The organism is Citricoccus sp. I39-566, from assembly GCF_031432995.1.
Taxonomy (GTDB): domain Bacteria; phylum Actinomycetota; class Actinomycetes; order Actinomycetales; family Micrococcaceae; genus Citricoccus; species Citricoccus nitrophenolicus_A.
Map to the genome: position 1 here is coordinate 132,361 of NZ_CP133842.1, position 22,925 is coordinate 155,285.

A 22,925-nucleotide genomic window follows, 5' to 3' on the forward strand; every position below is an offset into this window, starting at 1 on the left:
GCATGCGAACGGAGCACTCCTCCCCCGCCGACCTCGTGGCCCTGTCCCCCGCCGAGGTCCGGGCGCGCTTCCGCGCCGGGCTGGTGCGACCGACGTCGGGCCTGGCCGCCGGGTACGCCCAGGCGAACCTGATCATCGTCCCGAAGTCCCATGCGTTCGACCTGCTGCTCTTCGCCCAGCGCAACCCCAAGCCGATGCCGCTGCTCGGGGTGCTCGACGCCGGTGAGGTCACCTCGGACCTGCTGGCCGGCGGTGACATCCGCACGGACGTGCCGAAGTACGTGGTCTACGAGGACGGCGTGCCCGTAGCCGAGCCCACGGACATCACGGGCTACTGGCGGGAGGACCTGGTCACGTTCATCGTCGGCTGCTCCTTCACGTTCGAGAACGCCCTGGTGGCCGGCGGCGTCCCCGTGGCCCACCAGGAGCAGGGCGTGAACGTGCCGATGTACCGCACCTCCACCCGGTGCGCCCCCGCCGGGGAGATCGCCGGGCCGCTCGTGGTCTCGATGCGCCCGGTCCCGGCCTCGCAGGTGGCGGACGCCGTGCGCATCACCTCGCGCTACCCGGCCGTCCACGGCGCCCCGGTGCACGTGGGGGCTCCCGGCGAGCTCGGGATCGCGGACCTCGCCGCCCCGGACTTCGGGGACCCGGTGGCCATCCCGGACGGCCACGTCCCGGTGTTCTGGGCGTGCGGGGTGACCCCGCAGGCGGCCGTCATGGAGTCCCGGCCGCCGCTGGCGATCGGCCACGCCCCCGGGCACATGCTCATCACCGACGCGCGGGACGCCGATTACCTCGTGCCGTGACCGTCAGTGGTCAGCGCGCCCAGCGGCTGAGATGGCCCAGCAGCTCGGCCTCGGCGGTGTCCAGGTAGTCGCGCAGCCCCGTGGCCGCCTCCTCGCGCCGGCCGGCCCGCAGCAGCTCCACGAGGTCCCGGTTACGCTCGGCGTAGCCCGTGTGGAAGTCGGGGGCGTCCGACATCCGGTTGAACACCAGCCGCATCCGCGCCAGCGTCTGGTCCATCACCGTGGACAGGGTCCGGGAACCGGACAACGCCACCACCGCGCCGTGGAGCTGCTGGTTCGCGTCCGCCATGCCGGGCACGTCCCCGGCCTCCAGGGCCGCCATCGCCCGTCCCACGATCGCCTCGAGCCCGGCCAGCGCCGGTTCCGTCAGCTCTCCCCACAGCAGGGCGGCCGGCTCGACCATGCGGCGGATCCGGTAGATCTCGCGGACGTCCTCCGCCTCCGGCTTGACCACGAAGACGCCCCGGTTCGGCACGCGCTCCACGATCGACTCCGCGATCAGCGTGCCGAAGGCCTCCCGGAGGGTGTTCCGCGAGACGTCCAGCTGCTCGGCCAGCGCCTGCTCGGCCAGCTTGGTGCCCGGCGGCAGCTCGCCCCGGGAGATCCTCTCGCGCAGCACCCGGGCCAGCCACGCGCCGGTGTGGGCGTGCGCGGCGGGGCCGGCGTGACGTTCGCGTCCTGCGGAGTCAGCCAAGGGTTCCCAGCTCCTGCCCGCGGGACACCTGGTCTCCGGCCTCGAGGTCACCGCGGGTGAAGACCCCCGCCGCCGGGGAGGGCACCGCAGTCTCCATCTTCATCGCCTCCAGCACCACGAGGTCCTGCCCCGCAGCCACCTCGGCGCCGTCGTCCACGAGCCACTTCACCACGGTGCCGTTCATCGGCGCGGTCACGACGCCGGCCCCGGCACCCGCCGCGGCGGGTGCGCCGCCGCCGTCGGGCCCGGATTCACCCCGCCCCCCCGCACCTGACGCGCCGCCGCCACTGCGCAGGGCGCGCACCAGGTCGGCGGGCAGCCCGAGGCTGACGGCCCGGCCGTCCACCGTGACGGTCAGCTCGGTGCGCTCCGCCCCGGGGGCGACCGCGGCGAGGTACGGCGAGGCCTCCAGGTCGGGGGCGAACGCGGACTCGATCCAGGTGGTGTGGACCCCGAGGCCGTCCGGGGAGGTGAAGTCCTCCTGGTCCAGCACGGCCTGGTGGAACGGGACCACGGTCGGCAGGCCGAGGATGGTCAGTTCCCGCAGGGCCGCGCGGGAGCGGCGGACCGCCTGCTGCCGGTCCTCGCCCCAGACGATGAGCTTGGCCAGCAGGGAGTCGTACTCGCCGGGGACCGTGGAGCCGGACCGCACACCGGTGTCCACGCGGACCCCGGCACCCGTGGGCGCCTCGAAGGCCTCGACGGTCCCCGGGGAGGGCAGGAAGCCGAGGGCCGGGTCCTCCGCGTTGAGCCGGAACTCGATCGCGTGTCCGCGCGGGGCGGGATCCGCGGTCAGGCTGAGCCGCTCCCCCGCGGCGATCCGGAACTGCTCGCGGACGAGGTCCACGCCGGTGGTCTCCTCGGTGACGGGGTGCTCCACCTGGAGGCGGGTGTTGACCTCGAGGAAGGAGATCAGCCCATCCGGCGCTACCAGGTACTCGACCGTGCCGGCACCGGTGTAGCCGGCCTCGCGGCAGATGGCCTTCGCGGAGGCGTGGATGCGCTCGCGCTGCTCCTGGCTCAGGAACGGCGCGGGGGCCTCCTCCACGAGCTTCTGGTTGCGCCGCTGCAGGGAGCAGTCCCGGGTGCCGACCACCACCACCGTGCCGTGGGTGTCCGCCAGCACCTGGGCCTCCACGTGCCTCGGCTTCTCCAGGAACCGCTCCACGAAGCACTCGCCGCGCCCGAACGCCGCCACGGCCTCCCGCACCGCCGAGTCGAACGCGGACTCCACGTCCTCCATCCGGTGCACGATCTTCATCCCGCGGCCACCCCCGCCGAATGCGGCCTTGATGGCCACCGGCAGGCCGTGCTCCTCCGCGAAGGCGCGCACGGCGGCGGCGTCCTTCGCCGGACCGTCGGTGCCCGGAACGAGTGGTGCGCCCGCCGCCACGGCGATCCGCCGGGCGGAGACCTTGTCCCCGAGGGAGCGGATGGCCTCCGGCGAGGGGCCGATCCACGTCAGGCCCGCCTCGATCACGGCCTGCGCGAAGTCCGCGTTCTCGGACAGGAAGCCGTAGCCGGGGTGGACCGCGTCGACGCCCGAGCTCCGCGCCACGTCCAGCAGCGTGGCGATGTCCAGGTAGGTCTCGGCGGCCGCGGTGCCGCCCAGGGCGTAGGCCTCGTCCGCCTGGCGCACGTGCAGCGCGTCCGCGTCAGGATCCGCATAGACCGCCACGGAGGCCAGTTGCGCGTCCCTGCACGCGCGGGCCACGCGCACCGCGATCTCCCCGCGGTTGGCGATCAGGACCTTGCGCAGGGGCCGTCCGGCCGGGTGACCGGCGTGGGCTGCTGCGGGGCTGGAGGGGTGCTCGTTCGGGTGCTCGCTCATCGGGTCAGTCCTCTCGGGTCCGGCGATCGCCGGTGGCGTCAGGTGCGTGCGGTTTTTCAGGGATGTCGGCGTCAGGGGCGTCTGGATCGACGATCTCGAAGCGGACCGCGGCGCCGGGTGGCAGCTGTGCCGCCAGGATGAGGTCCTGCGGCACCACGACCCCGATCACGGGATAGCCACCGGTGACCGGGTGGTCCGCCAGGAACAGCACGGGAAGCCCGGACGGCGGAACCTGCAGCGCCCCGGCCACGGCCCCCTCGCTGGCCAGTTCGCCCTCGCGGATCCGCTCCAGCGGGGCACCGGCGGAGTCATCGGACACCTCGAGCCGGACGCCGAGGCGATTGGACTGATGGCCGACCTGCCAGTCCTGGCCGGTCAGCCGCTCCAGCCCGGCGGCGCCGAACCAGTCCTCCCGGGGCCCGGGCGTCACGCGCAGCACGGTGGCACTGCCGGCACGCGGCAACCGACGCAGCGGCGGTTCGGGGCTCCCGACGGCGGCCCCGCCGGCTCCCCCGCGCACCGACACCTCGGTGCCCGCGGACAGTGCCGCGGGCCCCAGTCCGGACAGGGTGTCCGTGGAGCGGCTGCCGAGCACCGGGGTGGCGTCCAGTCCGCCGCGCACGGCCACGTAGGTCCGCAGCCCCGCCTCCGGCTCACCGATCGTCAGGGCCTCGCCGTCGTAGAGGGCGAAGGGGGTGCGGGCCGGCGCGGGGCGGTCGGTCGGCGCGCCGCCGGGTCCGGTGGCGGACGCAAGGGTGGAGGCCGCGGCGGGCTCAGCGGCAGTGATCCGGGCGGGGCCCTCCGCCCCGGCGAGCGCGAGCACGTGGTGCCCGCGGGCGCGCAGCGCCAGCCCGCCGAGCAGGGTCTCGACGACGGCCGCGTCCGGATCATTGCCGACGATCCGGTTGGCCTGCCGGGCCGAGTCCGCATCCGCGGCCCCCGCAGCGGGGACGCCGAGGTCGCCATGCCCGGTCCGGCCCAGGTCCTGGAGGAGCGACTGCAGACCGCTGGCCTCCACCATCAGGGCGGGCCCGGTGCCGGTCGCCGTCGCGCCCTGGTCCCTAACGTCTCCCACGGTGTCCCGGACCGTGGCCGCCTCGCGGACCGCACGGTAGCGGACGCGGTCCCCGGGGGCCACGAGCGCGGGCGAGGGGCGGTCCAGGTCCCACATGGGGGCGTCGGTGCGGCCGATCAGCTGCCAGCCGCCCGGCGAGGTGCGGGGATAGACGGCGGAGAAGCGTCCGGCGATGGCCACGGACCCGGCCGGGACCGAGGTGCGCGGGCTGTCCCGGCGCCGGATGTCCAGCGGTTCGGCGCCGGGATCCGCGGGGGCCGCATAGGTGAAGCCCGGGGCGAACCCGCCGAAGGCGCCGACCCAGGTGGTCTCCGTGTGCCAGCGGACGAGGGCCTCCGGGCTCAGTCCGGTCGCGGCCCCGACGTCGGTGAGGTCCTCGCCGTCGTAGACGACCTCGATCTCCACGAGGCGCCCCTCCGGGAGGTCGCCCGAGGACACCTCCCAGTGCCGGACCGCGTCCGCCCCGGCCACGGCGGCCGCGCGATGCGTGAAGGACAGCGCCACCGTCTCCGCAGCGGCCAGGGTCTCCAGCTGCCCGGTCAGCGGCTCCGCCGAGAGCCGGGCGTGCAGGGCGACCACCTCGGCCAGTGAGGCGCATTCCACCAGGAACGCCCGCGGGCCGGACCAGCGGATCCGCCGGCCGCCGGCCGGGCTGCCGCCGCTCATACGAATGCGCCGATCCGCACGCCGGCGTCCTCCAGCCCGGCGCGGACGGCGGCGGCCATGGCCACCGCCCCCGGCGTGTCGCTGTGGACGCAGATGCTGGCGGCCTCCACCCGGATGTCCGTGCCGTCCACGGCGGTCAGGACCCCCTCCGTGGCCAGCCGCACCATGCGCTCGGCCACCTCGCGTTCGTCCTGCAGTACGGCCCCGGCCTCGCGGCGGGAGACCAGGGTGCCCTCAGGGGTGTAGCCGCGGTCGGCGAACGCCTCGGTCACCACGCGCATCCCCTCCGCCTCGGCGATCTCCGCGGCCACGGAACCGGGCAGCAGGAGCAGGGGCAGCTCCGGGCTGTATGCCTTGACGGCCTCCACCACGGCTCGGGCATGTCCGGTGTGGTGGACGATCGTGTTGTAGAGGGCGCCGTGCGGCTTGACGTAGCGGACGGCGGTTCCGGAGGTGCGGGCCATCGCCTCGAGGGCGCCGATCTGGTAGAGCACGTCATCCGCCAGCTCGGTGGGTGAGCAGTCCAGGAACCGGCGGCCGAAGCCGGCCAGGTCGCGGTAGGCCACGTGGGCGCCCACCGTGATGCCGGCGGCCACGGCGTCCCGGCAGGTCTGGGCGATGATCGAGGGGTCCCCGCCGTGGAACCCGCAGGCGACGTTGGCCGAGGAGACCGAGCGGAAGATCGCGGCGTCGTCGCCCATCGTGTACGAGCCGAAGGACTCGCCGACGTCACTGTTCAGGTCGATCTGGGCCGTGGCCCGTACTGCGTTCACTCGAGGTGACCTCCGTCTCAGTCATGGTCACCCCAGCATGCACCACGGGAGCAGATTGTTCAACAATCCGCCTCCGTGGTGCGCGGCGCCGTCAGGCGTGGGGCACGACGACGGCCCGGCCGGAGATCTTCCCATCCACCAGGGCCTGGTAGGCCTCGAGGGCGCGGTCCATGGGGTAGGTGGTGTACATCGGCTCCAGCTGGCCGGCCCGGTACAGGTCGACCACCTCGTACAGCTCCTCGATGGTGCCCCAGTAGGTGCTGGTCAGTTCCACCTCATAGGGGGCGGTGAAGAAGGACCAGTCGTAGGACCCGCCGGCGATCCCCACGATGGTGCAGCGGCCCTGGCGGGCCGTGGAGTCCATGGCCGTCTTCACGGTGGGCGCCACCCCGACGAAGTCGAAGGCCGCGTCCACGCCCCGACCGCCGGTGATCTCGCGGATCCGCTCGACCTGCCCCTCGCCACCTGGCACGGTGACGGCGCCGAGCCGCTCGGCCTCGGCCATCGCCTCCGGCTTCATGTCCGTGGCGATCACGGTGGCACCGGTGAGGGCCTTCAGGATCTGCACGCCGAGCAGGCCCAGCCCGCCCAGGCCGATGACCAGGGCGTACCTGCCGCCGCCGTTCAGGTGCGGCAGGGCCAGCTTGATCGCGTGGTACGGGGTCAGCCCGGCGTCGGCCAGGGATGCCGCAGCCACCGGATCGGCGTCGCCCAGGGGGACCAGGTTGCGGGCCGGCACGCGCACGTACTCGGCCATGCCGCCGTCGCGCCCCAACCCCACACCCATGTACGGCATGGTCGCGGCGTTCTCGCAGTAGGTGTCCTGGCCGCGCGAGCAGGCGCGGCAGTGCTGGCAGCCGATCGGCCCGTAGACCAGGTAGGCGTCGCCGACGTTCAGGCCCTCCACCCCGGGGCCGAGCTCCTCGATCCAGCCCGAGTTCTCGTGGCCGAGGATGAAGGGTGGCTTCTGCGCACCGGGCGCGCCCTCTGTGAAGTCCTGGAAGATCGCGACGTCGGAGTGGCAGGCACCGGCGCCGGCCACCTTGAGCAGGACCTCTCCGGGGCCGGGGACCGGCTTCTCGACGTCCTTGAGCTCGGGGAAGGTCTGGTAGTTCTCGAACACGACTGCGCGCATGACGGGTCTCCTTGAAGGGGGTTATCGGATGAAGGGCGGTTCAGGCTCGGGCGCCAAGTGACAAGACCACGTCCCACTGGTGAGGGTGGGGTCACTCTGTGCGCGGGGTCAGGCGGGGTAGAGCGGGTTGTGGCCGGGGGTCACCTGCTCGTCCTCGCGCACCGGTCCGGGGGCGGTTCCGGTGCCGAACGGGGAGCCGCCGAGGGCCTCGCGGCCATGGTCGGTGAGCCAGCCGGAGAGCTCCGGGCCGCGCGGCACGATCCCGGTGGGATTGATGTCCCGGTGGACCTCGTAATAGTGGCTCTTGATCTGCTCGAAGTCCACGGTGTCCCCGAAGCCGGGGGTCTGGAACAGGTCCCGGGCGTAGCCCCACAGGGCCGGCATCTCGTCCAGCTTGTTGCGGTTGCACTTGAAGTGCCCGTGGTAGACCGGGTCGAAGCGCACCAGCGTGGTGAACAGCCGCACGTCAGCCTCGGTGATGGTGTCCCCCATCAGGTACCGCTGACCGGTCAGCCGCTCCTCGAGCCAGTCCAGGGCCGTCCACAGCCGCTCGTACGCGGAGTCATAGGCCTCCTGGGAGCCGGCGAAGCCGCAGCGGTACACGCCGTTGTTGACCTCGGTGAAGACGCGGGTGACCACCTCGCGCATCTCCGGGAGCTTCTGGGTCGGCAGCAGGTCCGGGGCCCCCTCGCGGTGGTACCGCCGCCACTGCGTGGAGAAGTCCAGGGTGATCTGCGGGTAGTCATTGGTCACCACGGCCCCGGTGGGGATGTCCACCAGGGCGGGCACGGTGATCCCGCGCGGGTAGTCCGGGAAGCGCCTGAAGTAGTTCTCCTGCAGCCGTTCGGTGCCCAGCACGGGGTCCCTGCCGCCGGCGTCCAGGTCGAAGGTCCAGGACCGCTCGTCATGGGTGGGCCCCGGGGTGCCGAGGGAGATGACGTCCTCCAGGCCCAGCAGGCGACGGACGATGATGGTGCGGTTGGCCCAGGGGCAGGCCCGCGCCGCCACGAGGCGGTAGCGGCCGGGTTCCACCGGCCAGGCCTCGGCGTCCTCGGTCAGCCCGCCCCGGGCCCGGCCGATCTTGTCCCCGGCCACCCGCGGTGCAGCGAGCGCGGCCGCCGGGTCGGCGACGATGCGGTCCTGGATGTAGTTGGTGTCCCGGGAGAACTCCTGCCCGGCCGTGACGTAGCTACCTTGACGGGACTGACTGTTCTCACTGTGCTCCATACACTGAGCCTATGGCCTCCACCGATCCCTCGTCGTCCCCGTCCGCGGCCCGCGCCGATTCCCATCTGACCTCCTCCGTGCTGGCGGACAATCCCTCCGGCATGACCCTGGAGGGCACCAACACGTACCTCGTGGGGGACCCGGGCGCCGAGTCCGTGGTGGTGGTGGATCCCGGCCCGGCCGAGGGAGCGGAGCAGCACCTCGAGAACGTCCTCGCGGCCACCGGCGGCCGCCGCATCGAGCTGATCCTCGTGACGCACCGCCACGGCGACCACACCGGCGCCGTGGACCTCTTCGCCTCCCGTACCGGAGCACCGGTGCGCGGCGGCTCCCCGGACTGGTGCCGGTCAGGGGCACCCCTGGTGCCCGGCGAGCGCATCCCGGCGGCCGGCGTCGTGCTCACCGCCTGGCACACCCCGGGGCACACCTCGGATTCCTTCTCCTTCGCCCTGCCCGACGACGGCGCGGCCGGGTCCGTCCTGACGGGGGACACGGTGCTGGGCCGGGGGACGACCGTGATCGATCATCCGGACGGGACCCTGGCGGACTACCTGGTCTCCCTCGAGACGCTGATCTCCCTGGGCGACGCCACGGTGCTGCCCGCCCACGGGCCCGTGCTGCCCTCGATCGCCCAGGTGGGGGCGATGTACCGCGAGCACCGGCACCAGCGGCTGGAGCAGGTCCGCGCGGCGCTGGCGGGGCTGGACCCGGCAGAGCGCGAGGCCGCCTCCGAGGCGGAGCTGGCCCAGCGGCTCGCCGGCACGGTCTACCCGGAGATCGAGGAGCGGCTGCGGCCCGCCGTCCTGATGTCCCTGGGCGCCCAGCTGGCGTACCTGGCCGACAAGGGCTGACCAGGGCTGAACCGAGAGTGTCCAGACTGTGACCTCCCGCGCCGCCGGGGTGCCGCGTGTCCCGGGCCCGCGCCCATACCATGGATGCTGGAGGGTCCACCACCTCCCCCTCAGCACTATCGGCAGTCGAACGGCAGTCATGCAGCAAGGCGGACCACGTGGCAGAACAACTCGATGAACGCGCACTCCTCCAGGACGGGCAGATCCCGGTCCTGCCCTCGTCCCGACGCTCCGGTCAGACGATCCTGATCACCGGGGCCACCGCAGGGCTCGGGGCGGAGTTCGCCCGGCAGCTCGCGGGCCAGGGACACCACCTCGTCATCACGTCCCGGAACCCGCACCAGCTGGTGGCCAAGGCCCAGGGGCTCGAGGCCCAGTACGGCATCACCGTGGAGACCCTCACGGCGGACCTCTCCACCACCGAGGGCGTCCAGGTGGTGGCCGCGCGACTGCGCGCGCCGGAGCAGCCGATCACCATGCTGGTCAACAACGCCGGCTCCGGGCTGGCCACCGAGTTCCACGAGAGTGAGGTCGAGGACGAGCTGGCCATGCTGCGGCTGCTCACCGAGGCGCCCATGCTGCTCTCCCACGCCGCCATCCAGTCCTTCCTGGCCCGCGGCGGCGGGCGCATCATCAACGTCTCCTCCGTGGCCGGGCTCCTGCCGGAGGGCAGCTACGGCGCCGCGAAGGCCTGGTCCGTCAGCTTCAGCCGCTGGGCCAACACCCGGTACAAGCCGGAGGGCGTCACCGTCACCGCCCTGTGCCCCGGCCCCGTGCGCACGGAGTTCCACACCCGCGCCGGGATCGACACCTCCAAGAAGCCCAGGTGGGCGTGGATGGACGCCGAGGACGTGGTCCGCGAGGGGCTGACCGCCGCCGCCGAGGGCCGGGGTGTGTGCATCCCCTCACGCCGATACCGTTCGCTCATGACGGCCGCTCGGTTCAGCCCGGATGCCGTGCTGGAGCGGTTCAGCCGGATCGAGCCGAAGCGCGGCAAGGGCGCCTGAGGGCAGCGTAGACCAGCACGACCACCGGGAGGACCTCGGCCATGACCATTCTCGTCGGCTACACGGCCAGCAGGGAAGCCAAGGCGGCGCTGGATGAGGCCATCCGCATCGCGCGGGTGACCCATGAGCCGCTGCTGGTGGTCAACGCCGGCCCCGGCGGCGAGCACCGGCACGACTACATGGTCACGGAGGAGCAGCAGCACGACCTGCAGGCCGTCCTCGATGCCTCCGGGATCGCCGCCGAGTTCCGCCAGTACGCCCGCGGCCGGTCCACGGTGGACGAGATGAAGGACGTGGCGGACGAGGTCCAGCCCTCCGTGGTGGTCATCGGGATGAAGCGCCGCGGCACCTTCGGCCGCTTCGTCATGGGTTCCGTCTCCGACGGCCTGCTCAAGGAACTCGACCAGCCCGTGCTGTGCGTCAAGGACAACCCGGCCCAGCCCTCCGGCGTGATCGACCACGCCCCGCCGGAGGACCGCACCGCCGCCGCCGAGCCCGCCGCCCTCAGCGGCCCCGGCGCCGCCGTGGACACCCCACCCGAGGCCGGGCCCGCCGACCGCCCGTAGGCCCTGCGCCGCCGGGCCGGGTCAGAGGGAGTCGGATCCGCCGGGGCCGCCGTCGGGGCCTTCGTCCGGGCCCTTGCGCCGCGGGGTGTCCTCGTCGTCCTCCGCCGTGTCGGCCTGGGCGGCCTTCTCCTTGCGCTCGGCGAAGGCCGCCTCGCCCGGCCCGGCAAACTCGCGGTTGCGCTCCACCGCGCTGATGGAGCCGGTGAACACGGAGGAGTCCTCGCTGGACCTGGTCAACGGGGTGGAGCCCGTGACCGCCGCCGTGGACCCGGTGTCCGCCGACTGCTGCCCCAGGCCGGCGTCGATCCGCGGCAGCGGGCTCGTGGGCGTCCGGGGCTGCTGGCCGGTGAAGTCACCAGCCGCGGGACGCGAGCCGGACGCGGAACCGGCCGGGCCGGCGTCGTGCTCCATCCCGGGCGCGGCGTCCGGCGTGCCATCCGAACCCGCAGCGTTCCCGGTGCCCTCGGTGTCCCCGGAAAGGGCGCCGACTGGCGCGAGGGCCGGGGCCTCCGCGAACCGCTGGGCGTAGAGGGCCTCGGGGTGCTCGCTGCGCAGGAACGTGACGAGGTCCTCGCGCACCAGGCACCGCAGGTCCCACAGGTCCCCGGCATTGCGGGCGGAGACCGCCACCCAGAGCTTCATGGTGCCGTTCAGAGCCTCGCTGACCTGGATGGAGCTGTCCTTGCCGTCCCAGAGCTCAGTGGATTCGAGCAGCGCCTTGAGGCGGTCGCGGGCGGCGTTCACCGGGGCGCGCCAGTCCACGTCGATCTCCACGGTGCCGGACAGGGCCGAGCCGGTGCGCGTCCAGTTCTCGAAGGGGGTCGTGGTGAAGTGGCTCGAGGGGTAGATCACCCGGCGGCCGTCCCAGATCTTCACCACCACGTAGGACAGGGTGATGTCCTCGATGGTCCCGTAGACCTCGTCCGCGATCACCACGTCACCCACCCGGATCGCGTCCGTGAAGGCCAGCTGGATCCCGGCGAAGACGTTGGTCAGGGTGGACTGCACCGCGAGGCCGGCCACCACGGAGATCACGCCGGCCGAGGCCAGCAGGCCGGCCCCCACCGCGCGGACCTGGGGGATGGTCAGCAGGATGACGGACACGGCGATCACGATGATCGCGGCCTGGATCACCCGGCGCAACAGGATGGTCTGGGTGCGGATCTTGCGGTCGCGGCGGTCGTCCACCCCCTCGGAGGCGAACTTGCCGAGCAATCGCTCCTCGACGATCTGGACCACCCGCAGCGCCAGCCAGGCCAGCGAGCCGACGATGCCGGCCATCAGCAGGAAGTTCACCCCGTTGAACCAGGGATACTCGGCGGCGGTGAGGCCCAGGGCGATGCGGGCCGCCAGCAGCACGGCCGCGGTGAGCACCGGGACGCGGCACCGCGCGATCTGGCCGCGCATCCCGGGCTTGCGGCGCAGCACGGTGTTCATCAGCAGCCAGGCGGCCACCACCACGGCGACCGCGATGGCCACCGAGATCGCCACCGTGGACAGGATGCCCCAGAACGGACCGAGCGAGTCCACCGCCCCCTCGGCCCCCTCCCGGACGCTGTCCGGGACGCCCTCCGAATCCGTGCCGGGCGTGGAGGCGGGCTCAGCCGAGCCTGCACCCCCCGCGGCGGTCAGGACGGCGGGCAACTCGGCGAGGGGATACAGACGGAGCATCCACCCAGTCTGTCATCTCGGGCTGGGCCGATCCTGAACGGGTGGAGAATGGACGCTGAACCAGCCGAACCCCGGACCATCCCAGGAGCCCCGCCCATGCCTGCCCTGCTTGCCACCACAGACCTGCGCGGCCGCGACTACGACCCGGCCACCGTGCTGCCCCGGGCCGAGGTGGACGTGGCCGCCGCCGTGCCGCGGGTGCTGCCGATCCTCGAACGGGTCCGCACCGAGGGCGCCACTGCGGTGCTGGAATTGGGCGAGCAGTTCGACGGCGTCCGGCCGCCCTCGCTGCGGGTGCCGGCCGAGCGGCTCGCGGAGGCCCTTGAGTCCCTCGACCCGGCGGTCCGGGCCTCCCTCGAGGAGTCCATCGCCCGCGCCCGCACGGTCCACGCTGCCCAGTTCCCGCCCGGGTCCGAGGTGGAGCTGGCCGAGGGCGCCGTGGTGGAGAACCGCTGGGTCCCGGTGAACCGGGTCGGCCTGTACGTGCCCGGCGGCCGCGCGGTCTACCCCTCCTCCGTGGTGATGAACGTGGTCCCGGCGCAGGCTGCGGGCGTGCCCTCCCTGGCCGTGGCCTCGCCGCCGCAGAAGGACTTCGGCGGCCTGCCGCACCCGGTGATCCTGGCGGCCTGCGCCCTGCTGGGCGTGGACGAGGTCTACGCCGCAGGCGGCGCCCAGGCGGTGGCCCTGTTCGCCTACGGCGTGGCGGACGACGCCGGCGCGCCGGTATGTGCCCCCGTGGACATGGTCACGGGGCCGGGCAACATCTTCGTGGCCGCCGCCAAGCGCGCCCTGCTCGGCACGATCGGGATCGACGCCGAGGCCGGGCCCACCGAGATCGCGGTGCTGGCCGACGGCACGGCCGACGCCCGCTGGGTGGCCGCTGATCTCATCAGCCAGGCCGAGCACGATCCGATGGCCGGCTCCGTGCTGATCACCACCTCCCCCGAGCTGGCCCGGGATGTGCTGGCCGAGGTGGAGCGGCAGGTGCCCGGGTCCTTCCACGAGGAACAGATCCGTCAGGCCCTGGGCGGCCCGCAGTCCGGGATCCTGCTCGTGGGGACCCTGGACGAGGCGCTGGCCGTGGCCGACGCCTACGCCGCCGAACACCTCGAGGTCCACACGGTGGACGCGCTGGGCACCGCGCGCCGGGTGACGAACGCCGGCGCGGTGTTCGTGGGCCCGCACTCCCCCGTCCCGCTGGGGGACTACTCCTCCGGCTCCAACCACGTGCTGCCCACCGGCGGATCCGCCCGCTACTCCTCCGGACTGAACACGGTGAGCTTCCTGCGGCTGCAGCAACTGATCCGGTACACGGAGACCGGGCTGAAGGAACTGGACGCCAACATCGCCGCCCTGGCCACGGCGGAGGGCCTGCCGGCCCATGGCGAGGCCGTCTCCCTGCGCTTCCGCTGACCGGCCCGGCGCGTCCACTGACCGGCCGGCAGGTCACGGGGGTTCACAGTGGCGAGAATCCCTTTGACCGACCCGGCGGCCCCTCGTTACTCTGGATCCAGAATCACGAGTTCCCGCTGTTACAGCCCTGGCTTGCGGGACGGCAACCCTCTTCACGCAGTAGTGGGGTGCTCCAGGTGATGATTCGGCCTTCCGGAGGTCCCGGCAGGCAAGTACCGCGTTTCTGCTGGTGCCGCTCGGAGAGTTCTCCGCGGGGTGCCACCGGGCAGATTCGCCTTCGACCGGAAGGACCGAACATGACCGCTCTGGCTACCCACGACCTGCAGTCGCCCGCCGACCTCGACCACCACCTGTCCACGGAGACCCTGCGCTCCGCCTTCTCGCACTTCCCCTCCGGCGTGGCAGCCCTGGCCGGCGTGGCCAACGGCGTCAAGGAGGGGCTCGTGGCCTCCTCGTTCACCGTGGGGGTCTCCCTCGAGCCGGCGCTGGTCTCCTTCGCCGTGCAGAACACCTCCCGCACCTGGCCCCGGCTGAAGCAGGCGGAGCGGATCGGGATCTCCATCCTGGGCTCGGAGCACACCACGGTCTGCCGCCAGCTGGCCTCCAAGGAGGGCGACCGCTTCGCGGGCCTGGACATCCGTTCCACGCAGGAGGGCGCCCTCTTCCTGGACGGCGCCGCCCTGTGGCTGGACACCACCATCTACTCCGAGCTGCCGGCCGGGGACCACACCATGGTCCTGCTCGAGGTCCACGGCGTGCATGACCACTCCTCCGAGCACGAGCCGATCGTGTTCCACCGCTCCGCGTTCCGCAACCTGCGCACCGCCGAGGGCAACCAGTAACCACCGGCGGTACGCTGGATCGCATGCCCCAGTCCACCCCTGCCTCCCCGGTCCGCGTGGATGCCTGGCTCTGGGGCGTGCGCATGTACAAGACCCGTTCGGCGGCCACCACCGCCTGCCGGGCGGGGCATGTCCGGCTGAACGGGCAGCCGGCGAAGGCCTCCCAGCCCGTCCGGCCCGGGGACACCATCCGCCTCCGCCAGCCCGGACGGGAACGCATCCTGGAGGTGACCGGCCTGCTGTCCAAGCGGGTCGGCGCCCCGGAGGCCGTCCGCCACTACACCGACCACTCCCCTGCCCCCGTGCCCCGTGAGCTGCTGGCCGTGCCGCGCCGGGACCGGGGCGCGGGACGCCCCACCAAGAGGGACCGCCGGCAGCTGGACCGCCTGCGGCAACGCACCGAACCCGACCCCGGGTGAATTGCTGGAGAACGGTGCCCCCGGTGGGACATTCCGGGCCTGTTCTTCCGCGGGGACTCCCGTAGCATCTGGCGTAGAAGGCGCAGTAGAACTCAGTCCGCGAAAGAAAGAGGCCGACATGGCTACCGGTATCGTCAAGTGGTTCAACGCGGAGAAGGGCTACGGCTTCATCTCCCCGGATGACCACTCCGCTGACCTCTTCGTTCACTTCTCCGCGATCGAGGGTGGCGGCTTCCGCGAGCTGCAGGAAGGCCAGAAGGTCGAGTTCGAGGCCCAGCAGGGCCCCAAGGGCATGCAGGCCGCCGCAGTCCGCGCCCTCTGATCGGGTTCGCCTGACACCTCAGGCCACGGATCGGCCGTCCTCCCCCGGAGGGCGGCCGATCCGCTGTCCTCCCGTTTCCGACTAGGGTGTATCCATGAAATTCCGATACCTCGGCAACAGCGGACTCAAGATCTCAGAGATCATCTACGGCAACTGGCTCACCCACGGCTCCCAAGTCGAGAACGAGACGGCGTACGCCTGCGTGCAGGAGGCCCTCGACCAGGGCATCACGAGCTTCGACACGGCGGACGCCTACGCCAACACCCAGGCCGAGACGGTCCTCGGTGAGGCGCTGAAGGGCCAGCGCCGCGAGTCACTCGAGGTCTTCACCAAGGTCTACTGGCCCACCGGGCCCAAGGGCCACAATGACACCGGACTCTCCCGCAAGCACATCATGGAGTCCGTCAACGGCTCCCTGCAGCGGCTCCAGATGGACTACGTCGACCTCTACCAGGCCCACCGCTTCGACGTGGAGACGCCGCTGGAGGAGACCATGCAGGCGTTCGCGGACATCGTCCGCGCGGGCAAGGCCCTGTACATCGGGGTCTCCGAGTGGCCGGCGGACAAGATCCGCGAGGCCCACGCCATGGCCGCGCAGCTGGGCTTCCAGCTCATCTCGAGCCAGCCGCAGTACTCGATGCTGTGGCGGGTCATCGAGTCCGAGGTCATCCCGGCCTGCGAGGACCTCGGACTCTCCCAGATCGTCTGGTCCCCCATGGCCGGCGGCATCCTCACCGGCAAGTACCTGCCCGGACAGCAGCCGCCGGAGGGCTCCCGCGGTGCGGACGAGAGCGGCGCCCGCACCATGAGCAGCAAGATGACGGACGAGGTGCTCACCGCGGTGCAGAAGCTGCGTCCGATCGCCGAGGGGCTCAGCGCCACCATGGGCCAGCTCGCCATCGCCTGGGTCCTGGCGAACCCCAACGTCGCCGGTGCCCTCGTGGGCGCCTCCCGGCCGGAGCAGGTCGCCGAGAACGTGAAGGCCCTGGACCTCACGCTGGATGACGCCACCCTGGGCGCCATCGACGCGGCGATCGGGCACGTCGTCACGGACGACCCGGCCTTGGTCTCGGTCCCGGAGGGGCGCGTGGCCTGAGTAGCCCGGATTGTGATCCCACCGTGATCTGGACTTCCCGCTAGATCACGGTATGATTACAACCAGCCGGTGTTGCCCGTTCCGCCGGACGGGGCGGGCAACACGGGGTCAAGCGCCATCAGGCGGGGGGCTGAGCATGACCACCACGGCAGGACGCACTGCTGACCTGGCCTCACCTCGCCGTGCCCTCCCGCGCCTGGCCCGATCCCTCGCGGCCGCCTCCGCGGCGACGCTGCTGGTGACCGGCCTCGCCGGACCGTCTGCGGCGGACACCCAACCCAGTCCCAGTGGATCCGCCTCGCCCAGCCAGCCCGTGGCCCCCTCGCCCTCGCCGACCCCGAGCGGCAATGCCCCGCCCGAGTTCCTCCAGTGCCCCGGGATCATCGTCCAGGCCGGAGTCCCGGAGTCGTTCGGCTTCCAGGTCATCGATCCCGACGGCGACCCGGTCAGCCTGACGGCCACGGCGTCCTCCGCGGGGGCCGAGGCCACCCTCGAGGGCCACACCCTGACCTACACGGCACCGCCGGAATACTCGGGCCAGGACTTCATCGCGGTCACCGCGGACGACGGCCGGGGCGGCCTGGCCGTCTGCGACATGTCCATCCGCGTGGAGCCGCAGCCGGACCCCACGCCCACCCCGACCCCCACCAGTCCCAGCCCCAGCCCCACCGGCAGTCCCAGCCCCACGCCTCCGCAGGAGCCCACGACGCCGGACCCGTCGCCGACCAGCAGCACTCCGGCCCCCAGCCAGGGGCCCAGCTCCGGGCCCGCCCCCACGGCGGAGCCGAGCCCGGCGCCGTCCGGCGGCGCCCCGGACACCTCCTCCCCCACCACGGCTCCCTCCGGCAGCGACACCCCCGGAACGGCACCCGGAACGCCCGGGACCTCCGGCCCCGGCGGCGGACAGGATGGCGGAGACGGCAGCGGCCAGTCCCCAGAGGGCGGAACGGACTCCTCCGACGGCATCCCGACCCCCTTCGCCACCACCACGCAGCGGCTGCGGGACCTGAGCCGTGACACCACCGTCTCCTGCTCGATGCAGGCGGTGGAGGACGCCCGGACGCTCCTCGACGGCATCTCCGCCGGGATGGCCTCCCGCCCCGGCGGTGGCACCTTCCCGGAGGACGGCAGCGGAGAGGACGGCGCCCAGGACGGCCCCAGCCCGCAGGACCCGGCCGGCACCCCCGAGGCCGCCGGTGACCGCGCCGCCGCCGTCACCGGGTCCTCGATCTGGTTGTTCGCCGGCGTCGGCGTCCTGATGGTCGTGCTCATCGGCCTCGCCGCGGCCGCCCTACCCCGGGAGGGTCGCCGGCGTTAGGCTGGCCGGACCACGCGGCCGCTGAGACGGACCCCCGCCCAGGGGCCGCCCGAGACCGAGGAGGTTCGCGTTGAGCCGTTACGAAGACGAACTGGAAGAGCAATTCATCGAAGAGCCGGAGAACGATCTGGAGCAGCCCGCGGACGGCCGCGACGGCACCACCGACCACGGCTCCTCCGATGACCCGGAGTCCCTGGACGCCATGGACCCGCTGCGGCGGGACACCTTCCTGCTGGACGGGGATCAGGACGGCAGCGGCGTCCCGGACGACGGGGAGGGCACATCCGGGCCGGCCGACGGCGAGGACGTCCTGGACGAGGATTCGGAGTGGGACGGCCTCGAGGACGAGGATGACGGCGGCGACGGCGACGACCAGCGCTGAGCCGCACCGTCCCCGCGCCCTCGGTCCGGCCAGCTCACGCTAGGTCCGGCTAGCTCCGCCGCCCGGCCACCAGCCGTTCGGTGCCGGAGGCCGCCAGGATCAGGCAGGCACACCAGATGCCGCCGGCCGGGCCGAGGGGGGCCGCCACCAGCCCCGCCACCACGGGCATCACCACTTGCCCCACGCGGTTGCCGACCAGGCGGAACGCCAGGGCCGGCCCCCGCCAGGTGCTCGGCACGGCCTGGGAGACGAGGGACATCGTCAGCGGCTGCCCGATCCCGAGGGCGAACCCGCCCACCGCCATGAGCGCCAGGGCGAGCCAGGAGGCGCCCCACGCCTGCAGCACCGGCGGCACGAAGCCCAGCGCGACGGCGGAGGCCAGCAGGGACACCAGGACCAGCCCGTGCCGGGACCACCGCCGGGACATCCACGGCAGCACGATGCGGGAGACGAACGACGCCCCGCCGCGGACCGCCAGCAGCACGCCGACCCAGACCGGCGCCACCCCGGCGGACTCGCCCACGAGCGGCATGAAGGCCGTCAGGATGTCCAGCATCGCCAGCAGGGCCAGCGAGGCCAGCATGTGCGAGGGGATCCCCGGCACGCGCCAGATCCGCGCCATGGTCGGCTTCTCCGCCCCCACATCGGGGCTCGACGCCGGCCCGGCGCCGGCCGCGTCCGTCTCGCCCGGCGCTCCGGCCCGGTCCTCCGGGTCCGCGCTGGCCGCCGTCGGGTGGGCGCGGTGCCGCCGGCCGCCGTCGGCCCTCATCAGGTACATCACGGGCACGGCCAGCAGGGAGCAGCCCGCGCCGAGCCACAGGGCGGCGTCGATGCGGCCGGCGAAGGCGGCGCTGTGGCTGGCCTCGCCCAGGGTCGCGTTGCCCAGGATGAACCCGGAGATCAGCGGGCCGGCCATCTGGCCGATGGAGAAGGCGGCGGTGAACCAGCCGAACGCGGCGTCCATGGTGGCCGGCGAGGCCCGGCGCCCGATGACGGTCTGGCCGGCGATGGTGAAGACGAGGTGTCCCATGCCCAGCACGGCGGAGGAGACCATGATGACGGCGATGCTGCCGCCGAAGGCGAGGCCGAGGCCGCCCAGGCCCATGACCGCCCCGCCGATCGCGATCATGCCGCGCAGGGTGGGGAGGCGTCCGCTGAGCCGGCCCAGGGACATCGCGAAGAGCAGCGGCAGGATGGCATAGGCCGCGGTGGCCAGCCCCACCCAGGTCTCCCCGGCACCCAGGACCAACAGCTTGTAGCTCGTGACCGGGCGCAGCAGGTTCAGGGCCGTCTGCGTGAGGACTGCGGCGGCGATCATGATCCAGAGCCAGGTCAGTTCGCCGCGTTTCGCCATGACCACCAGCGTAGCCCGCGGCCGTCCCCCGGCCCGCCGCGCGGCTGAGGACTAGAATCACGGGGGCGCCTGCCCCTCCCCACCCAGAAAGCCGGTCCTCCCTCCGTGTCCTCCGCAGCCAGCACACCGCCGCCGCCCACCCGGCTGTGGAGCCGGAACTTCATCCTGACCTTCCTGACGAACCTCTTCCTGTCCCTGGTCTTCTACCTGCTGGTCACGGCCATGGCGCTCTACGCGGTGGACGAGTTCCAGGCCTCGGAGGTGATGTCCGGGCTGGCCGTCAGCGCATTCGTGCTGGGCGCCGTGGTGGCCCGGCTGTTCACCGGCCAGGCCATGGAGTCCATCGGACGCCAGAAGGTCCTGGTCTTCGCCCTGGCCCTGTTCCTGGCCGCCTCGGCCCTGTACCTGGTGGCGGACAGCCTCGGGCTGCTCATCGCGGTCCGGTTCGTCCACGGCGTGGGCTTCGGTGCGGCCGCCACGGTGCTGGCCGCCGCGGTCCAGGGCATGATCCCTCCCCACCGCCGCAGCGAAGGCACCGGCTGGTTCGGCACCTCCATGAACATCGGCGCCGCCATCGGCCCGATGCTGGCCTTCCAGCTGACCGACCGCTTCGGCTTCGACTCGCTGTTCATCGTGTGCACCGGCTTCGCGGTCCTTGGCCTGTCGGCCGGCCTCCTCCTGCGCCTCCCGGCCCCCCAACGCGGCAGCGGCGCCCGTCCCCGGTTCGCCCTGAGCGGGCTGATCTCCGTGCCGGTGCTGCCCGTGGCCCTGGTCATGCTCCTGGCGGGGCTGGCCTACTCCGGCGTGCTGGCCTTCCTCAACGGCTACGCCCAGGAACAGGACATCAGTCCCACCGTGGCCAGCCTGTTCTTCGTGGTCTACGCCGCCGTACTGGTGCCGTCCCGGTTCATCGTGGGGCCGGCCCAGGACCGGTACGGGCCCAACGCCGTGGTGCTTCCGCTGATGGGGCTCTTCGTGGCCGGGCTGGCCGTGCTCGCCCTCTGGCCCACCACCGCCGGGGTCCTGCTCTCAGCGGGCCTGTGTGCCCTCGGCTTCGGCTCCACCCTGACGGGCCTGCAGTCCGTGGCGGCCACCGTGGTCCCCCCGTTCCAGATCGGCGTGGCCACCTCCACCTTCTTCCTGTTCCTGGATCTCGGCACCGGCCTGGGCCCCGTCCTGCTGGGCGCCGTGCTGCCGGTCACGGACTTCTCGGGTATGTACCTGGGGCTCTCCGGCTTCGTGCTGGTCACCATGGTGGTGTACTGGTTCGCCCACGGCCGCCGCGCCCAGCACGGCGCGGGCCGCGGCGGCCAGTAGCAGCGCGCCGGGGTCCGGAGCACGCTCAGCCGGCCGGTCGCCGTCCGGTGCGGACCATGACCAGGGCGAGCCCGAACAGCACGGCATAGGCCGCCCCGACCAGGATCCAACCGAGGACGAAGCCGCCGGTCAGCTCCACCACTGCACCCATCCCGACGGGGCCGACGGCGAATCCGGCGTACATGCCCATGGTGGTGGTCCCGCTGGCCGCGCCGATGCGGGTGGCGTCCACGGCCTGCATGGTCCCGGCGTTGACCACCACGTTGGTGCCGAGCACCGTCAGACCGTGCAGCACCACGCCGGCCCAGAACAACGCTGGCTGGGTCCAGACCGCGGAGGCGGCCATGCAGGCCATCCCCACCAGCGCGCCGGTGGAGATCAGCAGCAGCAGGGTGCCCGGCCTCCGGCCCGCCCCGAGGGCCCGCCCCCAGTAGATGCGGCTGGCCACGCCCACCACGCCGGAGAGTCCGGCCGCCAGCCCTCCGACCAGCAGGCTGTACCCGTGGTCCCGCACGGCGAACAGCGGCAGGTAGACGTTCGTGGCCTGGGTGCCCATGCCGGAGAAGAAGGCGACGGCGGCGAACAGCCAGACCTGCAGGGGCAGGGACGCCGTGGAGACCCCGCGGCGCCGGAACCGGTCCGCCAGAACCCTGCGGACCGCGCGCCAGTCGGTCGGGTCCTCGGGCGGGATATGGCGCAGCGACCACCACAGCAGGGCCAGGACCCCGACGGCGGCCGCAGCCGCGGCGCCCGACCAACCGGCCCACAGCGCGGCGGCAGGGAACAGGAGTCCGGCCACCAGCTGGCTGGCCTGGACCCCTGACTGCTTGACGCCGATCCACCCGGACCGCTTGGCGGCGGGAACGGCGGAGTAGATGACGCGATTGGTGGTGGGGTTCGCGATGACCTGGGCCGGGCCCACGATGACGCAGGCCACCACGAGGGTCCAGTACGCCGGGCCGATGGCGGATACCAGCAGGGCCAGCACGGTGCCGCCGTAGTTGAAGATGAGTTGGGCACGGATGCTGAGCACGTCCGCCAGGCGGCCGATCACCATGGAGGAGACGGCGGCGCTGACGAACAGCACCGTGACGAGCAGTCCGAACTGGCCGGCGGAGACCCCGAGCTCGCGGATGAGCAGGTCGGAGGTGGCCGAGAGCCCGTAGTTCAGCAGCGGCCCCACGCCCATGGCGATGAGCAGGACGGTCAGCAGCGCCGTGCCGGCGCGCGGGGCGCCCGGCCCCTGCGCCCGTGTTCCCTCAGTCAATCCGCTCCTCGCTCCCCGGCCCGGCGCTCCGCCCGGCCGTGTGTGGCAGGGCCGCCGCGGTATCCCCGGCGGCCCGTAGCAGGTGGTCGATGATGACCGACAGCCCGGTGTCCGGCAGCCGTTCAGTGGGGGCGACGACGGCCAGCCCGGCGGCCGCCCGGCCTCCGGCCGGGCGGATGGCCACCGCTACGGCGGAGATCCCCTCCGTGCTCTCGCCCCGGGAGACCGCGTAACCGGCCTGTCGGATTCTAGCCAGCATCCCGGTGAGCTCCGGCACCGTGTCCACGGTGCGGTCCGTCAGCTTCTTCAGCCCGCCGCCGAACATGCCGGAGACGTCCTCCGGGGCCAGGTCGGCCAGCAGCACCCGCCCGCCCGCCGTGCTGTAGGCCGGCAACCTGGCTCCGATCCGCGGCGAGGCCCGGAGGATGTGACCGGATTCGATGCCGTCCACGAACTCCACCTCCGAGCGGATCAGGACGGACAGGGACACCGACTCCCCCGTGGCGGCCGCCAGCGCCTCCATGGGCCGATGGGCCGCGTGGCGGATCTCGCGGGTGCCCACCGTCCCCCCGGTCAGGCCGAGGAGCTTGACCCCCGGGCGGTAGATGCGGCTGTGCGGGTCCTGGACCACGTACTCCCGCGAGGCGAGGGTGCTCAGCAGGCGGTGCGCACTGGACGGGGCGATGCCCAGGTCCTCGGCCACCTCCCGCACCCGGACGCCGCCCGTGGCCATGACCTGGTCCACGACCGTCAGGGCGTGGACCACGGACCGAATCTCCGACATCACCGTTCCTCGCTCTCCTCGCTCCTGTTCTTACTGACAGAACAGCATGGAAAACTGTTCCGTCTGCCGATAACACATCCTACGCTTCTGGGAAGACGGTGCCACC

22 protein-coding genes and 1 riboswitch are annotated in these 22,925 nt (G+C 72.7%); of the genes, 12 read left to right on the forward strand and 10 right to left on the reverse strand.

The annotated features are described in order from the left end of the window. The first annotated feature begins 2 nt into the window (after window positions 1–2). A complete protein-coding gene (locus RE421_RS00635; RefSeq protein WP_309817000.1) occupies window positions 3–809 on the forward strand; it encodes a putative hydro-lyase in 807 nt (268 codons plus the stop codon). A gap of 10 nt (window positions 810–819) precedes the next feature. On the opposite strand, the gene RE421_RS00640 is transcribed toward RE421_RS00635, so the two are convergent. From RE421_RS00640 to RE421_RS00665, 6 genes are all read right to left on the reverse strand, one after another. Continuing rightward, entirely contained in the window at window positions 820–1,503 is a 684-nt protein-coding gene (locus RE421_RS00640) for a GntR family transcriptional regulator (RefSeq protein ID WP_309812679.1), read from the reverse strand. After that, on the reverse strand, window positions 1,496–3,262 hold the full coding sequence (locus tag RE421_RS00645) for a biotin carboxylase N-terminal domain-containing protein (RefSeq protein ID WP_309817003.1): 1,767 nt from the start codon (window positions 3,260–3,262) through the stop codon (window positions 1,496–1,498). Before RE421_RS00645 ends, RE421_RS00640 begins: the two co-directional genes overlap by 8 nt. 76 nt (window positions 3,263–3,338) lie before the next feature. After that, a complete protein-coding gene (locus RE421_RS00650) occupies window positions 3,339–5,075 on the reverse strand; it encodes an urea amidolyase family protein (protein ID WP_309812682.1) in 1,737 nt (578 codons plus the stop codon). Beyond that, a complete protein-coding gene (locus RE421_RS00655; RefSeq protein WP_309812684.1) occupies window positions 5,072–5,848 on the reverse strand; it encodes a 5-oxoprolinase subunit PxpA in 777 nt (258 codons plus the stop codon). The genes RE421_RS00650 and RE421_RS00655 overlap by 4 nt, the downstream gene beginning before the upstream one ends. 91 nt (window positions 5,849–5,939) lie before the next feature. Further along, window positions 5,940–6,983, reverse strand: coding sequence for an NAD(P)-dependent alcohol dehydrogenase (locus RE421_RS00660; protein WP_309812687.1), 1,044 nt, complete (start codon window positions 6,981–6,983; stop codon window positions 5,940–5,942). 108 nt (window positions 6,984–7,091) lie between these two features. Further along, a complete protein-coding gene (locus RE421_RS00665) occupies window positions 7,092–8,210 on the reverse strand; it encodes a glutathione S-transferase C-terminal domain-containing protein (RefSeq protein WP_309812689.1) in 1,119 nt (372 codons plus the stop codon). Between the two features lie 11 nt (window positions 8,211–8,221). Between RE421_RS00665 and RE421_RS00670 the strand changes: the two genes are divergently transcribed. The 3 genes from RE421_RS00670 to RE421_RS00680 all read left to right on the forward strand — a co-directional run bounded on the left by RE421_RS00670 (window position 8,222) and on the right by RE421_RS00680 (window position 10,634). After that, window positions 8,222–9,061, forward strand: coding sequence for an MBL fold metallo-hydrolase (locus tag RE421_RS00670; RefSeq protein ID WP_309812691.1), 840 nt, complete (start codon window positions 8,222–8,224; stop codon window positions 9,059–9,061). Between the two features lie 158 nt (window positions 9,062–9,219). After that, window positions 9,220–10,068: an SDR family NAD(P)-dependent oxidoreductase gene (locus RE421_RS00675; RefSeq protein ID WP_309812693.1), complete on the forward strand. Its 849-nt coding sequence runs from the start codon at window positions 9,220–9,222 to the stop codon at window positions 10,066–10,068. A gap of 41 nt (window positions 10,069–10,109) precedes the next feature. After that, entirely contained in the window at window positions 10,110–10,634 is a 525-nt protein-coding gene (locus RE421_RS00680) for a universal stress protein (protein WP_309812695.1), read from the forward strand. Between the two features lie 21 nt (window positions 10,635–10,655). Here the strand turns inward: RE421_RS00680 and RE421_RS00685 are convergent, their stop codons facing one another. After that, on the reverse strand, window positions 10,656–12,305 hold the full coding sequence (locus tag RE421_RS00685) for a mechanosensitive ion channel domain-containing protein (protein WP_309812697.1): 1,650 nt from the start codon (window positions 12,303–12,305) through the stop codon (window positions 10,656–10,658). 105 nt (window positions 12,306–12,410) lie between these two features. Between RE421_RS00685 and hisD the strand changes: the two genes are divergently transcribed. The 7 genes from hisD (at window position 12,411) to RE421_RS00720 (ending at window position 18,097) form a co-directional block, all read left to right on the forward strand. Beyond that, window positions 12,411–13,718 carry a histidinol dehydrogenase gene (hisD, locus tag RE421_RS00690; RefSeq protein WP_309817006.1) on the forward strand — a complete coding sequence of 436 codons (1,308 nt, stop codon included), beginning with the start codon at window positions 12,411–12,413 and terminating at the stop codon, window positions 13,716–13,718. 101 nt (window positions 13,719–13,819) lie between these two features. Then, a riboswitch (SAM riboswitch) is annotated at window positions 13,820–13,939 on the forward strand. 75 nt (window positions 13,940–14,014) lie between these two features. Continuing rightward, window positions 14,015–14,560, forward strand: a complete 546-nt coding sequence (locus tag RE421_RS00695; RefSeq protein ID WP_309812699.1) for a flavin reductase family protein — start codon at window positions 14,015–14,017, stop codon at window positions 14,558–14,560. A 23-nt stretch (window positions 14,561–14,583) separates the two neighbouring features. After that, window positions 14,584–14,979 carry an RNA-binding S4 domain-containing protein gene (locus RE421_RS00700; RefSeq protein WP_309812703.1) on the forward strand — a complete coding sequence of 132 codons (396 nt, stop codon included), beginning with the start codon at window positions 14,584–14,586 and terminating at the stop codon, window positions 14,977–14,979. A gap of 118 nt (window positions 14,980–15,097) precedes the next feature. Further along, window positions 15,098–15,301, forward strand: coding sequence for a cold-shock protein (locus tag RE421_RS00705; RefSeq protein ID WP_309812705.1), 204 nt, complete (start codon window positions 15,098–15,100; stop codon window positions 15,299–15,301). 94 nt (window positions 15,302–15,395) lie between these two features. Continuing rightward, window positions 15,396–16,397 (forward strand): aldo/keto reductase family protein, encoded by a 1,002-nt coding sequence (locus RE421_RS00710; RefSeq protein WP_309812707.1) that lies wholly within the window; start codon window positions 15,396–15,398, stop codon window positions 16,395–16,397. Window positions 16,398–16,533: 136 nt separating this feature from the next. Continuing rightward, window positions 16,534–17,715, forward strand: coding sequence for an Ig-like domain-containing protein (locus tag RE421_RS00715; protein WP_309812708.1), 1,182 nt, complete (start codon window positions 16,534–16,536; stop codon window positions 17,713–17,715). Window positions 17,716–17,785: 70 nt separating this feature from the next. Further along, window positions 17,786–18,097, forward strand: coding sequence for a hypothetical protein (locus RE421_RS00720; RefSeq protein ID WP_309812710.1), 312 nt, complete (start codon window positions 17,786–17,788; stop codon window positions 18,095–18,097). A 49-nt stretch (window positions 18,098–18,146) separates the two neighbouring features. On the opposite strand, the gene RE421_RS00725 is transcribed toward RE421_RS00720, so the two are convergent. Further along, window positions 18,147–19,451 (reverse strand): MFS transporter, encoded by a 1,305-nt coding sequence (locus RE421_RS00725; protein WP_309812712.1) that lies wholly within the window; start codon window positions 19,449–19,451, stop codon window positions 18,147–18,149. 105 nt (window positions 19,452–19,556) lie between these two features. Here RE421_RS00725 and RE421_RS00730 point away from each other — a divergent pair, with 105 nt between their 5' ends. Further along, on the forward strand, window positions 19,557–20,768 hold the full coding sequence (locus RE421_RS00730) for an MFS transporter (protein ID WP_309812714.1): 1,212 nt from the start codon (window positions 19,557–19,559) through the stop codon (window positions 20,766–20,768). 25 nt (window positions 20,769–20,793) lie between these two features. Here RE421_RS00730 and RE421_RS00735 read toward each other — a convergent pair whose 3' ends face one another. Both RE421_RS00735 and RE421_RS00740 read right to left on the reverse strand, forming a co-directional pair. After that, entirely contained in the window at window positions 20,794–22,035 is a 1,242-nt protein-coding gene (locus RE421_RS00735) for an MFS transporter (protein WP_309812715.1), read from the reverse strand. Then, the gene (locus RE421_RS00740; protein ID WP_309812717.1) at window positions 22,028–22,819 is read right to left on the reverse strand and encodes an IclR family transcriptional regulator; all 792 of its coding nucleotides are present in this window, start codon (window positions 22,817–22,819) and stop codon (window positions 22,028–22,030) included. The genes RE421_RS00735 and RE421_RS00740 overlap by 8 nt, the downstream gene beginning before the upstream one ends. Between the last annotated feature and the right edge of the window lie 106 nt (window positions 22,820–22,925).